Raw genomic sequence first — 14787 nt, 5'->3', positions numbered from 1 at the left:
AAGTCTCTTAACGATTCCTAATGCATAATTCGGGCAATGTCGTTTAGTTAAGGATTTTTTTTAATTTTTGGGTAAGCAAAGGGAGCGTAGTTTTTTTGAAAGAAATCTGACAACGAGAAAGTCCTTTTCCTTTTCGGAGGACTTTTTAAAACTATTAAAAAACAATATAGAAAATGGATTGACACGAGACAGGTTCCGTACGACTAACAAAGCATTTGTTCGCCAGCGGTGTTTGGGGTTTACTGATCTTATCTACTTTATGTTAGGTTTAGGTAAATCCAGTGTTCAGCAAGAGCTGGATGATTTTTTTTCGGATAAATTGGTCAGCTGTTCCAAAGGAGCTTTCAGTCAGCAGCGATCCAAACTAAACCCCAAGGTGTTTACCTGGCTGAATGGAAAACAATGTTCTTTTTATTATAATAAAGCCAGCCATGTCCGTAGATGGAAAGGTTTTCGGCTTATAGGTATTGACGGCAGTACTCTGCAGCTTCCTTACAGTAAAGAACTGGCAAAAGGTTTTGGCCAGTTCGAAACCCGGACTGAAAACGGCAGAAAAGTAGTCCTGGCCCGTGTTTCCCAAGCCTACGATGTACTCAATCAAATCAGCATAGATGCCAAAATCAAGCATTACAGGACAAGTGAACTTTCTCTCTGTGAAAGTCACCTTCCCTGTCTGGGGCAGGGAGACCTGCTTATAATGGATCGGGCCTATGCGGCCTTTTGGCTCATGCCCTCATTGGTTCAGCAACAAAAATCTTTTGTCATCAGGGTAAAGGCAAACAGGTGGAAACAGGCAAAGGCATTTTTAGCATCTACCCAAAAACAGCAGTTAATAGAGGTCTCCCCTTCCAAAGAGGCCATATACAGGTGTAAGGAAAGGAATATTTCTACTGAGGCACTCAAATTAAGACTGGTACGGGTACCGATTGAATCAGGAGAAGACCATATATTGGTAACCAACCTGGTTGACCATAAAAAGTACCCTGTCAAGGAAATCCGTGAGCTTTATAGGAAAAGATGGCCTGTTGAAGAGTCGTTCAAACTACTGAAAACCAGGGCGGAACTTGAAAACCTGAGCGGAAAGACGGCCAGGGCCGTTCTCCAAGATTTTAACAGCATCATTCTCAGGGCCAACTTGAGCAACATCCTCAGTAAAACACTTACCAAAAAAGGGGTTGACTACTGTAACAAAAAACGGAAAAATACTTATCAGATCAACAGAACCCAGGCTTATCGTAAAACCAAACCTATACTTGATCAACTGAACAAAGGGATCGACAAAATCATCGGAAAAATATCCGATTACGCTTTCAAACTATTGCTTCAGCTTGAAATAGTGCGGCCCAACAGGTCAGTTCCAAGAATAAAAAGGTATAGCGCTAGACCCAGCAATTTTATAACTTATAAACCTTAACTAAACGACATTGATAATTCGGGTTAAAACTGTAATTTAGAAGCCAACTGAACTAAAGCTTAACCGTATGGGAAAGTACAATATAGCAGTGATTGGCACAGGGAATGTCGCTTGGCATTTGGCACCGGCATTGGAAAATGCAGGACATACCATCACCGAAATCTATAGCAGAGATACTCACCGGGCCGAAAAAATCGTGAATCAGCTTTATACTGCTGAAGTCAAAACCGACCTTGATTTTTCTGAAAGCAAAGCTCAGGTGTACATTATTGCTGTCAGTGATACGGCCATCGGCCAGATAGCAGATGGAATTATTTTACCGGAAGACAGCATTCTCGTACACACTTCAGGAAGTATGCCATTGGATACACTAAATTATAGTTCGGCCAGCTATACAGGGATATTTTATCCTTTGCAGAGTTTTAGCAAGTCACGTCCAATAGACATAGATGAGGTTCCTTTTCTCTTGGAATCTGATGACCAAGAGACCCTTCAATGCCTCAAAAAGCTCGCTAAAAGCCTTTCGCCCAATTGCTATGTTGTGAAGTCCAAAGATCGAAAGGCACTGCATATAGCTGCAGTGTTTGCAAGCAACTTTACCAATCATATGATCAGAATAGCAGAAGAAGTCATGCGGCGGCAGGGATTGGACTTTGGGATGTTGCAGCCGCTCATCATCGAGCAAATCAGCAAGACCCTGGAAATGGGAGCAAAAGCTGCCCAAACGGGACCTGCCGTTCGAGGTGATTTAAATGTCTTGGATCTCCACTACCAATTTCTAAATTATAATGATCAGGTAGCCGAAATCTACAAGATTGTTTCACAGGATATAATCGATGCCAATTGATCTGTTGGTTTGCTTTGTTGACATCGGATAAATTCCCCCTTAAAAAGGTATGAATTATTGGGGTTTTTACTTACATGAGGCCAGTTTATTGGTGATTTTATGTAGGTGTAAATCAATATTTAGGCGAGAATTTAGGGTTTTCAGGTTTTTGATTTAGCCTTCACGTTAAAATATATTTTCAATTGAGTCTAGCACTTATTTGATTTTTATGGACCATTAATTATTTTTCTAGTAATTTTAGTTTCACATACATAAACCAATGCTTAAACTAACAGAAAAAGAAATTGCCGCCATTGCCAATTATTTATTAAAGGGCAAGGTTTGCTATTATCAGGAGGACAAAAAAATCATTCATCACCTTCCCGACGAGGAGGAAAACTTCAATGAGAACCTGACTCCTGAAGAAGAGGATCTGCTGGATGAAATTGATGCAGAGCCGATGAACTATGCAGAATTCGTGAAGATGGAACCTGCCCAGGAATCGCTCTTAATGGATCAATTTGCTGAACGGTTTGTGGAGAGCAAGTCCTTTCAGGAAGACCTTTATGACGCACTCACCAAAAGTAAGGCCATGGAGAGATTTACCTTTCTAATCGAGGAATCAAACACCTATAAGCAGAAGTGGCTTGATTATCGCCTTCAGAAATATAAAGACTGGGTGATGGAGCAAGTGGATAGCTATAACACCCTGGAAGATTAATAATAGGCTGTCTCATAATAAGAAGCTACGTCATCACGAGCCAGGCGAAGTGATCTCGATGTGTATTCATTGTACGTAGGAAAGGATTACTTCATTCGATATTCATGGAATGAAGTAATGATGGTAACTTATGAGACAGCCTCTTTTTTTAGCTTTTCAGAAATTACATTTAGATGGATTTACCACTCAAACTTCTTATTCAAGGGGCAAGCGGAAAAGCTGGGGCATGAACTCCTTTATCTTTAATAAGATTTCTTTTTTTGCCACAAAGATTCTGTGTTTAAAAGCCAAGGTATAAGGCTGCTTTTTACCTGTTGTTCTGACAGTTGTGTTGCGGAACTATGAGCAGTGAGTTTTTAACTCAACACTTGTCAAAGTACGGGCAGCATAGAGCGTTAGGTCTTTTCTATTAAGTGGTATATCAACGCCAATTGGTCTGCCCCGCCGTTAGGTTGGCTAGCTTGGTAACGAACAAGATACGGTGAACCTAATATGTGCCGTAGGTACATCAGCTGTGCACGCACCTTTTGGTAATGTGCCTACGGGGCATTTGGAGTGAACCCGTTCCTGCTACCGTTACCAGACAAGTTCGCAACGGATTGACATCGAATTCATGGTCTAACTGAGGTTCATAGGAACATAGGACACGATAGGGGTAAATTCAGCTAGTCGGCTTTCCGGCCCCTTCACTATTTTAATAGTAAGCCAACGAGATTCTAAGCCCCAAAGCTGTTTGTTTTCCATGAAATTTGGAATCCTCCTACAAAACACTTCGTGTCTTGGCGATTTCGTGGCGACATACCAAATGAATGGAAACCTTGCCCCGCCCCCAGAAATATGGCTTGATCCTTATTCAAAAGGGTTATTTAACGATCCATACCGGGAGATTTTTGTCATAGGCGATCAGTTGCTCTGCCACACTGCCGATCAGGAGGTCGCCCTCATCCTTTTTCCCTTTGTTTCCCACGAGGATCAAATTTGCCGAAGTAAGGACGGCATTGTTATAGATCAGTCGGCTAATGTGTTGTTCATTGTCTTTGATAATGGTCAAGGGGCTGGACAGTCCATACTGCTTTTGCAGTTTTTTGTAGGATTTTAAGGCTTCTTTTTCCAGCTCCTCACTGATCTTTTGGTAGTTTTTGATATAGGGAAAATACTGCATTCCGATCTTGATCACATGGATAGGGTGAAGTTCACCGTTGACTTTTTTAGATAGGTTGGTGCCTATCTGCAGAAGTTTTTCAGAATAGGAACTGAAATCCAATGCCAAGGAAATATTGTCAAAAGTGGGCACAGCGATTTCTGGCAAAAATAATGTGTCACAGGAGGTCAATCGGGCCAGCCTGCCGCTTAGGATGCCCGCGCCGAAGTGACTGCTTTTTTTGCCCATCAGCAGTAAATCGAATTTTTGGGAATCAATATAATTTGCAAAATCTTCCACATTGCCACCACTGTGTATATGGATTTTAATGTTGCTGTTGCTATCAAAAACACTGTCCACCTTTTCTTGGATCTCAGATTCGATCATCTGAATGATACTTTTCCCCAGATTGGGAAGGAGAGATTGGATATTGTCGGGGAGCTCCTCCAGTTCAATAAGGTGGAGGACGGTAAGGCTTTTAAAATCAAAGGCATCATCCAGTTTTTTGATATAGCTCAATAGCAGGTTGTCCATATCAGTCAGGTCGACGCAGAGCGCTATGTTATTTAGGTTTTTCATTTTGGCGTGTCTTTAGGGAGGTTCTTTTTGATGATTTCAGTGAGGTTTTTTTCATAGTTTTTCCGGTTGATGTCCTGTTTTAGGGTTTCTTTTCGCGCGTGTTCTTTCTGAAGCCCTTTAAAGAGGCTATAGCACATGATTAGTAGGATGATCAAAAACGGCAAACCTGTGGTGATAGTAGCCGTCTGGAGCGCTGTCAGACCGCCGCCAATCAGCAAAACAGCTGCCACGGCACCTTCTGTAAGTGCCCAAAAGATCCGCTGTCCTACGGGAGCATCCAGTTTTCCTCCTGCTGTAATGCTATCGATAACCAGTGATCCAGAGTCAGAAGAAGTGACAAAGAAGCTCATGACCAATAACACCCCGATACCTGAGCCAAGGGTACTGAGCGGAAACTCATGAAGAAAAACAAATAAGGCTGTCGATTCATCCTTGATGATGGCGCTCGCAAATTCGTGGGTTTCGTTTTGCATGTCCATAAAGATGGCACTTCCCCCCATAGCGGTAAGCCAGAAGAATGTCAGTAAGGCCGGTACTAAAAGTACCCCTAAAATAAACTCTCTAATAGTCCTTCCCTTTGAGATACGAGCGATAAACATTCCTACAAAAGGTGACCAAGAAACCCACCATGCCCAGTAAAATATGGTCCAGGTTCCTTGCCATTCATTGGCACGATATGCTTCCGTCCAGGTGGATACAGCGATAAATTGGTTAAGGTAATTTCCAAGATTCTGGACAAATCCCCTCAAAATATACACTGTAGGTCCAGCTATTAATACAAAAATCAAAAGGGCAGCGGCAATTCGGACGTTCCATTCACTAAGGAAGCGAACGCCTTTGTCCAGTCCAGAAAATACCGAGATCGTAGCCATGAGGGTGATGCCACAGATCAGCAAGACCTGAACGTTCACTGAAATGTCCAATCCGAAAAGATAATTTAGTCCGCCATTAATCTGTCTCACCCCAAATCCCAAGGAGGTGGCCAGGCCAAATAAAGTAGCCAGTACCGCCATGATGTCAATGACATCGCCAATCCAACCATAGATGCGGTCGCCCAAAATGGGATAGAAGATCGAGCGGATGGTGAGCGGGAGTTTTCTGTTAAAGGTGAAAAATGCCAATGAAAGGGCTACTACCGCATAGATGGCCCATGCATGGAATCCCCAGTGCAGAAAGGTAAGGTTCATGCCGCGTTGGGCAGAGGCGATGCTAAAGGGTTCTCCATAAGGAGGTTTTGCGTAATGGGAAACTGGCTCGGCCACTCCCCAGAATAGAAGGCCGATTCCCATCCCCGCACTGAAGAGCATGGCAAACCATGCGGAGGTCGAAAATTCCGTTTCGGCGTCTTTGCCGCCCAGTCTGATGTTGCCGTATTTACTAAAGGCCAGGTAGAAACAGAATACAATAAAAATATTGATGGCTATGATAAAAAGCCACCCCGTCTTGTCCGTGATAAAGAACTTTATCGCATCAAAGGCTTTTTCCATTGGCTCCCCCACGATCAATGTCACGGTAATAAAGATAATGATCAGTATGGATGCTGGCCAGAAAACTGGTGCGTGTACATCAAAATATTTTTTTAGCATAGAAAAGGTGTTTAGAAATAGTACCCTATATTAATGTTAATTCGTGTATTCCAGCCCGGATTCGGATCAATGGGATTGTTGTCCGATACGGGAGCTTTGTAATTTACTCCTCTGCCGGGGCCCATTGAGTTGCCTCCAAATGCATCACTGATCCAAGAGTGATTATAGCCCATGGCTGCGTCAACGTAGGTGTAGATTTTGCCGGCAGTAATCAGGGCACCCAGGACATTTTGTTGTGTTTTCTGAAAGGGTGTTAAAACACCATTGATTGACATTTCTCCAAATTTCTGGATTAAACTATAGTCATTGTACACTTGGACATTGGAAATAGGCCCCCAGCTTACAGGGAAATCATGCGCCAATCCTATGACATAGACGATTGCTTCGCTTGCCACGTCATAGGTTCCAAACCCATAAGCGCCCATCTGGACACTGTTCAGCAACCTGCCGTCATCATCCCTTACATCATTATAACCGTAATAGATAACTTCAGTTTTAAAGTTCCACGGTACCTTGGTCCATTCGGCGTGAAGGGCAGCAGCAAGCTGGTTGCCGCGATTGGTGGTTTGCTGATTGTAGATCTCCATTACTTGAAAGGAACCGCCAATTTTCCAGTCGTCCAAGTGATAATTGGCCCGAAGGTTTAGCTGGTTGCGTTCGATATTACTATTCCCCTCAATGGGAACCACATCGTAAGAATAGCGCGCAGTAGAATATTCCCCAAAAGCAGGATCATTGGTGCCTCTGGGCTCGGATAAGGGGAAATAGGCAAGGTTAAAGGTCCAGTTGTCCCGGTTATGTGTCAGGTTAAGTCCTATCTGATGGTCATCTTCCAGTCCCAAGTAATAGGGAACCTGAAACCACCAACTATGCGAGGCATACGTCAGTAGGCCAAAAGGAACTTGGGTAATGCCTAATTGGAGGTTATATTTTTTTGAAAAACGGTAGCCAATCCAGCCGTATTTGACAAAATGGGTATTGAATGTGGGATAGAAGCGATACTCAAAGGCAAATTGGAGGCCGTCTGAGTAAGAGTCGACATTGATCCTCCAGGTATCCCAGGTCCATTCATTTCTGGAATTGGTGCCCAAAGGGAATGTTTGTCCTTCGTAGATCGCATAGATCGTGTTTAAGCGGAGCGCGCCACCAACTTTTAGCCATGATGTGTCGCGGTTCATTTCTTTGTGGGATTCCACGGTATTTTCTATAGTGGCCTTGTGCTTGCCGTGATCTTTCTTGAAAAGTCCAAAGCGAGATTGGTTTTCAATGGTTGTGTCCTGTCGGAATGGTGCAGTATAGCCAAGCTGAGGATAGACCAAAGACAACCATGTGCAGAAGGTGAGCAGAAAGAATAGAAATGATTTCCAAAATGACATGCTATATTAAGTTTTGCCAATTTAAAAAAAGGAGCTGAAAAGCAATTTTGCGCTCAGCAACCACAATAAATATAAGGTATATAGGGAGTAATCCCAATGAAAATTGTATTAATGTCGGTTTAATTATTGCTTTTCCTTCAAAATAAATCCTTAAAAGTAATATATTAGAGAAAGTGATGAAAAGATGCTTGTTATTGGTACTCTTGGCCATGGCCAAACCGTTTTGTAATGTGTAAATAACGTTCTACTTTTAAGTTTTACTTTAAGGCGACTTCTGCGACAATGAAAAGAGAGTTATTCGGAATCAATAGGTTGAGAAAGTATGTAAATTACTTTTTGACCAGTATGGGCATTTTTTTGCTTTTGGCAAATGATGTGTTTGCACAGAAGGATGCAGGCTGGATGTGGGGAGGGCAAATGGATCCGCTCCAAGAGCAATTTCAGGTGGTACATTATTCGCTGGACCTGGAGATTCTTCCTCGCATCCAAGGTATCAATGCCGTGATGGAAATGACTTACAATCCTTTGGGATCCCTGGACACACTTAGGCTAGACTTGATTTCCAATTATGAAGTAACCAGGGTGGAAAGCTACGGCCATTCACTGGATTTTGACCATCGTGGTGATATATTGGACATTTATCCAGATACAGTCTCCCGGCGCGTCAAGATTTTTTACAGGGGAAGACCGCCCGTCGCGGAAAATCCCCCATGGTCCGGCGGCTTCACTTGGTCAGAGGACAATGAAGGAAATCATTGGGTAGGACTTTCCTGTCAGCATGAAGGAGCTAAGGTTTTCATGCCCTGCTTGGACCATCCATCCAGTAAGGCTAGCAATGGCGTGGATCTCTATATTAAAGTGCCCTTTCCGTACTTCGTAGCGGCTAATGGACGATTATTAAATCAGGCCACCAGTTCCGGATATAATTATTTCCAATGGGCGACCTCCTATCCGATTAGCAACTATAATATCAATTTTACCATGGGGCGTTTTTTTGAAGGGGCCGAGTGGTATACCTCGGTAGATGGTAGTAAAATTCCGATGCATGCTTATGTGCTGAGTGAGCACAAGGAAAAAGCACCGGGGCTATTGGATGTACTGAAAACGAGTGTGGAGACGCAGGAAAAGTTTTTTGGCCCTTATCCATTTGCAAAGGATAAGATCGCGGTGGTGGAGACACCGTATTTAGGAATGGAACACCAGACGATCAATGCCTACGGCAATAACTTCCAATATACTCAAGTGGGTACTACGGCCTTTGATTGGCTCTTGCACCATGAGCTTGGACATGAATGGTGGGGAAATAAAGTGTCGGTGGCAGACTGGAAGGACTTTTGGATCCATGAAGGGATATGCTCTTATGGTGATATGCTGTTTTACCAAGAACATGGAGGACAGAACGCTTATTTGGAGAAAGCTGCAGATACGAGAACACAGATCAAAAATGATCAGCCGCTGGTAAAAAGAGGGGACATTAGCAGTGCTGAGGCCTATCACCCGGATATTTACACAAAAGGAGCCTTTGTGTTGCATTCGCTTAGGTTTGTGCTGGGAGATGAGGTGTTCTTTCCTATGCTAAAGGCATTTTTGCAAGAAGATAGCTTTACTTACGCACATCAGGTCGATACTAAAGACTTTGTGGATTTCATAGAGGAATATTCAGGAAAAGACCTCGAAGGTTTTTTTGACATGTACCTTTACTCTACCAAGCTGCCCAAGCTAAAGGTGAAGCGCAAGCGGAAAAGGCGCTATGATGTGCGCTTGAGCAATATTGATTTTAGCCTGCCCGTGGAAATCAAAACCTCTGATGGTATTGAGGTGGTGGAGTTGTCACGGGATGCTGTGAGAATTAAGAGTGATGAGAAGATCGTAGTGGATCCGAATGGCTGGTATCTTTTTGATGAATAGAGCGTGACCCTATAGTTGAGCACAAAAAATATTGCTACAAATCTCCGTTCGATTTAAAAATCGTCACTGTGAAGCGTGAGAAGGGAGTTTGCGTAAAGGAGCTGCCACAGCCTTTTCCAATGCACTATCCATTATAAAAGGGACTGCCTGGTGCAACAGGCCTGTTTGGCACCAGACAAGCCTGCCTTTGGCTGTAGACAGGCTCGCAACGTAGGAAAAACCGTGATCGCGAACGTAGTGAAGCGATTCCGTATCTGATAACGAGATTGTCGCGTCGCAAGCTCCTCGCAATAGCCTGTCCCGATACTTTCGGGGACGTTATAACCGTTTTCATCAAAATTCCATTAATCGAAGTGAGGTTACAAGTGCATAAATATTTTGTATTAAAAGCCAAGGAATAAGATACGGGTAAGCCACAAAGTCACCAAGGCTCTAAGTTTTTTTTGGGGAATCAAAGGTGCAGACTGCACGACACTTCCCAACCAATTCACTTTGTGACTTCGAGCCATCGTGGCAAAAAAAAGCAGGCCAACTGTTGTTCCGACAACTGTACTGCGGAACCACTAGCGTTGGTTTTTTAACTCAACACTTGCCAAAGTACGGGCAGCATAGAGCGTTAGTTCTTTTCTATTATGTGGTATATCAACACCAATTGGTCTGCCCCGCCGTTAGCTGCGCTAGTTTGGTAACAAATAGGATATGGGTAAGCCACAAAGTCACCAAGGCACTAAGTTTTTTTGGGGAATCAAAGGTGCAGACTGCACGACACTTCCCAACCAATTCACTTTGTGACTTCGAGTCGTCGTGGCAAAAAAAAGCAGGCCAACTGTTGTGCCGACAGCTGTGCTGCGGAACCACTAGCAGTGGGTTTTTAACTCAACACTTGCCAAAGTAAGGGCAGCATAGAGCGTTAGTCTTTTCTATTAATCGGTATATCACCGCCAATTGGTCTGCCCCGCCGTTAGCTGCGCTAGTTTGGTAACAAATAAGATACGGGTAAGCCACAAAGTCACCAAGCCACTAAGTTTTTTTTGGAATACAAAGGTGCAGACTGCACGACACTTCCCAACAAATCTACTTTGTGACTTCGAGCCATCGTGGCAAAAAAAAGCAGGCCAACTGTTGTGCCGACAGCTGTGCTGCGGAACCACAAGCAGTGGGTTTTTACTATACACTTGTCAAAGTACGGGCAGCATAGAGCGTTAGTCTTTTCTATTAAGTGGTATATCACCGCCAATTGGTCTGCCCCGCCGTTAGGTGGGCCAGCTTGGTAACGAGTAAGATACGGGTAAGCCACAAAGTCACCAAGGCTCTAAGTTTTTTTTTGGGGAATCAAAGGTGCAGACTGCACGACACTTCCCAACAAATCTACTTTGTGACTTCGAGCCATCGTGGCAAAAAAAAGCAGGCCAACTGTTGTGCCGACAGCTGTGCTGCGGAACCACAAGCAGTGGGTTTTTACTATACACTTGTCAAAGTACGGGCAGCATAGAGCGTTAGTCTTTTCTATTAAGTGGTATATCACCGCCAATTGGTCTGCCCCGCCGTTAGGTGGGCCAGCTTGGTAACGAGTAAGATACGGGTAAGCCACAAAGTCACCAAGGCTCTAAGTTTTTTTTTGGGGAATCAAAGGTGCAGACTGCACGACACTTCCCAACAAATCTACTTTGTGACTTCGAGCCTTCGTGGCAAAAAAAACAGGCCACCTGTTGTTCCGACAGCTGTGCTGCGGAACCACTAGCGTTGGGTTTTTACTATACACTTGTCAAAGTACGGGCAGCATAGAGCGTTAGTCTTTTCTATTAAGTGGTATATCACCGCCAATTGGTCTGCCCCGCCGTTAGGTGGGCCAGCTTGGTAACGAGTAAGATACGGGTAAGCCACAAAGTCACCAAGGCTCTAAGTTTTTTTTTGGGGAATCAAAGGTGCAGACTGCACGACACTTCCCAACAAATCTACTTTGTGACTTCGAGCCTTCGTGGCAAAAAAAACAGGCCACCTGTTGTTCCGACAGCTGTGCTGCGGAACCACTAGCGTTGGGTTTTTACTATACACTTGTCAAAGTACGGGCAGCATAGAGCGTTAGTCTTTTCTATTAAGTGGTATATCACCGCCAATTGGTCTGCCCCGCCGTTAGGTGGGCCAGCTTGGTAACGAGTAAGATATGGGTAAGCCACAAAGTCACCAAGGCACTAAGTTTTTTTGGGGAATCAAAGGTGCAGACTGCACGACACTTCCCAACAAATCTACTTTGTGACTTCGAGTCTTCGTGGCAAAAAAACAGGCCACCTGTTGTTCCTGCAGCTGTACTGCGGGAACTTTGAAACTGAGCTTTCAGCTCAAATACGGGGAAGGTACGAGCTCAACTTTAACCCGTCCCGCACTGTGCGCGTCGGGGCTATTCGTGGCAGTTGGCGTACCGATAGCAGCTTAAACTGACGGCTATGGCCGACTAGACAGGTCTGTTCAGGTTGCCTTTTATTTATATAAAAGGCACTTGTCTAAACGACATTAACCCTGAATTCAATGCCGTTTAGATAAGCAGACAGTGATAAAGCCGTCATTTCGCCGTGGCGAGGGAATCTTTCTCCTATAACACAATTGAAAAGATCCTTTCCCGATCTGTTGGGATCAAGATAGCCTGCCCCGCATGACTATCGGGGATATGCGTTAACTAAACGGTGCTAAATCCGGGTTTATCCACTATTCAATGCACTCAGGAAGCCTTTGCCGCGTCTTCTACGGCCCGCCACACGCGGAAGACATTTTTGTAGCAGATTTTTTCGATATCATCCTTGCTGTAACCTCTCTTGAGCAGTTCAGCGAGCAAGTTGGGATACATGGAAACATCTTTAAGACCATTGGGGAGGGAATCGCCTACTCCATCAAAGTCCGATCCGAAGCCTACATGGTCAATGCCTGCGATTTCTACGACATGATCAATATGGTCTGCCACCAGGCTAACGTCTGGAAAGACATTGTTTTCCCCAGTATATTTTTCGATGTACGCCTTGGCCGTGGAGTCAGAGCGGCTAAGCTCATTTTTTGCGAGCCAGTTGACGATATGTTCGCGTACTGCCGCGGTTCTTTCATTATAGTCACCGTCGATGAAGCTTCCGCCAAAGTTGATCATGATCACGCCGTTTTTCTTGCCCAGTAGTTTGATCATTTCATCATCCATGTTCCGCTCAAATCCCGGAGTATATTTTCTGCATGAGCTGTGGGAGGCAATGACCGGTATATCCGTTAATTTCATGACATCGTAAAATGTGTCATCCGAGACATGCGAGATGTCCACCATGATGCCGACACGGTTCATTTCTTTTACCACCTGCTCGCCAAATGTAGTGAGCCCGCCATGGGTCCTGCTGGTGTCATAGGATGAGTCACCGATAAGGTTGTCCTTTCCGTGAGTAAGGGTTATGTATCGAATGCCCTTTTCATGAAAGTAGGCCACATTGTTTATGTCATCTTCAATGCCGGCACCATTTTCCATGCCCATGGGAAGGGAGACTTTTCCTGCTTTGAAATTGGCTTCAATATCATCGGGGCCGTAGGCCATGGCAAACTTTTCAGGCCATGTTTCTGCTAGGCGTTTGGTCATTAGGATCAGCGAATCTGCTAAGGTTTTTGCACCACCGGTCTGCTGATAGCGGGCAGGCAGATAAATGGACATAAAGGGAGCATCCAGACCACCTTCCTTCGCCCTGGGAAAATCAAAGTTCCCCCCCTCTGTTCTTTCTGATACGTCGAGAATTTCCCGCTGCAGGGTAAAGCCGCCAACTTTCATACGATAGGGCAGGTCTACGTGGCCGTCCACCATGATGGTCTCATGGGCGATTTCCTTGGCTGCTTCAAGCCTTGCTTCGTCTGAAAGGGTGGTATAATCTACTTGGGTCGTTTTTTCATTACAGCTAAGTGCAGCGAGGAGCAAGAAGGTACTAGCTTTTGGTAGAAATGTTTGTTTCATACGTTTGATAATTTTTAGGATAAGGTACAGCAAAACCTTACAGGTGCCGAAAAGATAATGATCAGCGGTGTATAATGGGTATAAACAAATATTCGTATAGCTACTGAATATAGGAGTAGGCAAAACTTATTAAAAGGTATGGAAATTTACTAATTTTAATAAAATATTTTTGAAATTACATTAACCATAAAAAACACAAGACATGAAAAAACGCAATCAATTATTAATGCTATTGGCCGCTTCACCGGTGCTTTTTTGCCAATGTGGCGGTGAAAAGAAAGAGCAGGTTCAGGAAGAGGAAATCACTGTGGTGGAGGAAAAAGTAGCACCAAGTATGACCTTGGTCTGGGAAACACCGGCAGAACTCACCACCTGTGAGTCCGTGTTGGTGGATCCGTCCACAGGTACCATATACGTGGCCAATATTGATGGGGACGCCCGGGAGCATGATGGTAAAGGGTTTATATCCATTATTTCGAAGGATGGTGAAATACTGGAAAAAGAATGGGTGGCCGGAATGGACGGGCCCAAAGGTATGGGTATTCTGGACGGAAAGCTCTATGTGACGGATATCGATGATATCGTAGAGATCGATATCGAAAAAGGTGAAATTATAAATACGTATCCTGTGGAGGGAGCGAGTTTTTTGAACGACTTAGATGTGCATGGCAATAAAGTTTATTTCTCTGATATGGAAAATGGATTGATCCATGTATTGGAAGACGGCGAGATCAGTACTTTGGCAGAGGGTCAGACAAATATCAATGGCCTGCGAGTGGATGGCAATGGCATCCTGTATGGACTCGATGGTGAAGGGCTGAAGAGATACTCAGCCGATGGAACCCCAGAAGTACTGAACAGTACCGTGACAGGTGGTGATGGATTGATCATCTTGGGAGAAGGAAATTACTTGGCCAGCAGATGGGCAGGTGAAGTATGGATCATCCAAGGTGACAGCGAGACCAAGCTCCTGGATACCAAGGATGTCCAGTCCAATACTGCTGATATTGGATACTTGGAGGAGGAGAATTTAGTGTTGGTACCTACCTTCATGAAGAATAAGGTGGCTGCGTATAAACTGAGTTATTGATTTGGTCAGGTCTTATCCACGTGTGAATGGATTATCAATTTTCCATAGAAATGTGGATAGTGCTTATTTTTCCCAATGGTTTTGTTCTCATCTGAGTCGAGCTGGGTGGCTAACTTCGCTTATCTTTAATTGAGCACGGATTTAGAAATGCATGTAGCAAATAGCCGTATCAGGAA

The 14787-nt window shown here is 44.2% G+C and carries 9 protein-coding genes; 5 read left to right on the top strand and 4 right to left on the bottom strand.

What is annotated here, in order from left to right; translation table 11 throughout:
- Positions 1–67 precede the first annotated feature (67 nt).
- The 3 genes from FKX85_RS03615 to FKX85_RS03605 all read left to right on the top strand — a co-directional run bounded on the left by FKX85_RS03615 (position 68) and on the right by FKX85_RS03605 (position 2961).
- Positions 68–1414, top strand: a complete 1347-nt coding sequence (locus FKX85_RS03615; RefSeq protein WP_141613435.1) for an IS4 family transposase — start codon at positions 68–70, stop codon at positions 1412–1414.
- Between the two features lie 67 nt (positions 1415–1481).
- Entirely contained in the window at positions 1482–2261 is a 780-nt protein-coding gene (locus FKX85_RS03610; protein WP_141613434.1) for a Rossmann-like and DUF2520 domain-containing protein, read from the top strand.
- Between the two features lie 259 nt (positions 2262–2520).
- On the top strand, positions 2521–2961 hold the full coding sequence (locus FKX85_RS03605) for a UPF0158 family protein (protein ID WP_141613433.1): 441 nt from the start codon (positions 2521–2523) through the stop codon (positions 2959–2961).
- An 862-nt stretch (positions 2962–3823) separates the two neighbouring features.
- On the opposite strand, the gene FKX85_RS03600 is transcribed toward FKX85_RS03605, so the two are convergent.
- The 3 genes from FKX85_RS03600 to FKX85_RS03590 are packed head-to-tail and all read right to left on the bottom strand — an operon-like array spanning position 3824 to position 7643.
- Positions 3824–4681, bottom strand: coding sequence for a universal stress protein (locus FKX85_RS03600; RefSeq protein WP_141613432.1), 858 nt, complete (start codon positions 4679–4681; stop codon positions 3824–3826).
- Positions 4678–6267, bottom strand: a complete 1590-nt coding sequence (locus FKX85_RS03595) for a BCCT family transporter (RefSeq protein ID WP_141613431.1) — start codon at positions 6265–6267, stop codon at positions 4678–4680. Before FKX85_RS03595 ends, FKX85_RS03600 begins: the two co-directional genes overlap by 4 nt.
- 11 nt (positions 6268–6278) lie before the next feature.
- The gene (locus tag FKX85_RS03590; RefSeq protein WP_141613430.1) at positions 6279–7643 is read right to left on the bottom strand and encodes a porin; all 1365 of its coding nucleotides are present in this window, start codon (positions 7641–7643) and stop codon (positions 6279–6281) included.
- Positions 7644–7925: 282 nt separating this feature from the next.
- On the opposite strand from FKX85_RS03590, the gene FKX85_RS03585 reads away from it, so the two are divergent.
- Positions 7926–9551 (top strand): M1 family metallopeptidase, encoded by a 1626-nt coding sequence (locus FKX85_RS03585; protein ID WP_141613429.1) that lies wholly within the window; start codon positions 7926–7928, stop codon positions 9549–9551.
- A 2716-nt stretch (positions 9552–12267) separates the two neighbouring features.
- Here FKX85_RS03585 and FKX85_RS03580 read toward each other — a convergent pair.
- Positions 12268–13521 (bottom strand): dipeptidase, encoded by a 1254-nt coding sequence (locus FKX85_RS03580; RefSeq protein WP_141613428.1) that lies wholly within the window; start codon positions 13519–13521, stop codon positions 12268–12270.
- A gap of 202 nt (positions 13522–13723) precedes the next feature.
- On the opposite strand from FKX85_RS03580, the gene FKX85_RS03575 reads away from it, so the two are divergent.
- Positions 13724–14611: an SMP-30/gluconolactonase/LRE family protein gene (locus FKX85_RS03575; protein WP_141613427.1), complete on the top strand. Its 888-nt coding sequence runs from the start codon at positions 13724–13726 to the stop codon at positions 14609–14611.
- Positions 14612–14787 lie beyond the last annotated feature (176 nt).

The organism is Echinicola soli (assembly GCF_006575665.1).
Taxonomy (GTDB): Bacteria; Bacteroidota; Bacteroidia; order Cytophagales; family Cyclobacteriaceae; genus Echinicola; species Echinicola soli.
Note: the sequence above shows the minus strand (reverse complement) of the source record. Positions and strands in the feature narration are given on the sequence as shown.

Excerpts from the sequence above, each read along its gene's own strand:
- FKX85_RS03580 (WP_141613428.1), bottom strand. The coding sequence starts at position 13,521 with ATGAAACAAACATTTCTACCAAAAGCTAGTACCTTCTTGCTCCTCGCT.
- FKX85_RS03595 (WP_141613431.1), bottom strand. The coding sequence starts at position 6,267 with ATGCTAAAAAAATATTTTGATGTACACGCACCAGTTTTCTGGCCAGCA.
- FKX85_RS03585 (WP_141613429.1), top strand. The coding sequence starts at position 7,926 with ATGAAAAGAGAGTTATTCGGAATCAATAGGTTGAGAAAGTATGTAAAT.
- FKX85_RS03605 (WP_141613433.1), top strand. The coding sequence starts at position 2,521 with ATGCTTAAACTAACAGAAAAAGAAATTGCCGCCATTGCCAATTATTTA.
- FKX85_RS03590 (WP_141613430.1), bottom strand. The coding sequence starts at position 7,643 with ATGTCATTTTGGAAATCATTTCTATTCTTTCTGCTCACCTTCTGCACA.
- FKX85_RS03610 (WP_141613434.1), top strand. The coding sequence starts at position 1,482 with ATGGGAAAGTACAATATAGCAGTGATTGGCACAGGGAATGTCGCTTGG.
- FKX85_RS03600 (WP_141613432.1), bottom strand. The coding sequence starts at position 4,681 with ATGAAAAACCTAAATAACATAGCGCTCTGCGTCGACCTGACTGATATG.
- FKX85_RS03575 (WP_141613427.1), top strand. The coding sequence starts at position 13,724 with ATGAAAAAACGCAATCAATTATTAATGCTATTGGCCGCTTCACCGGTG.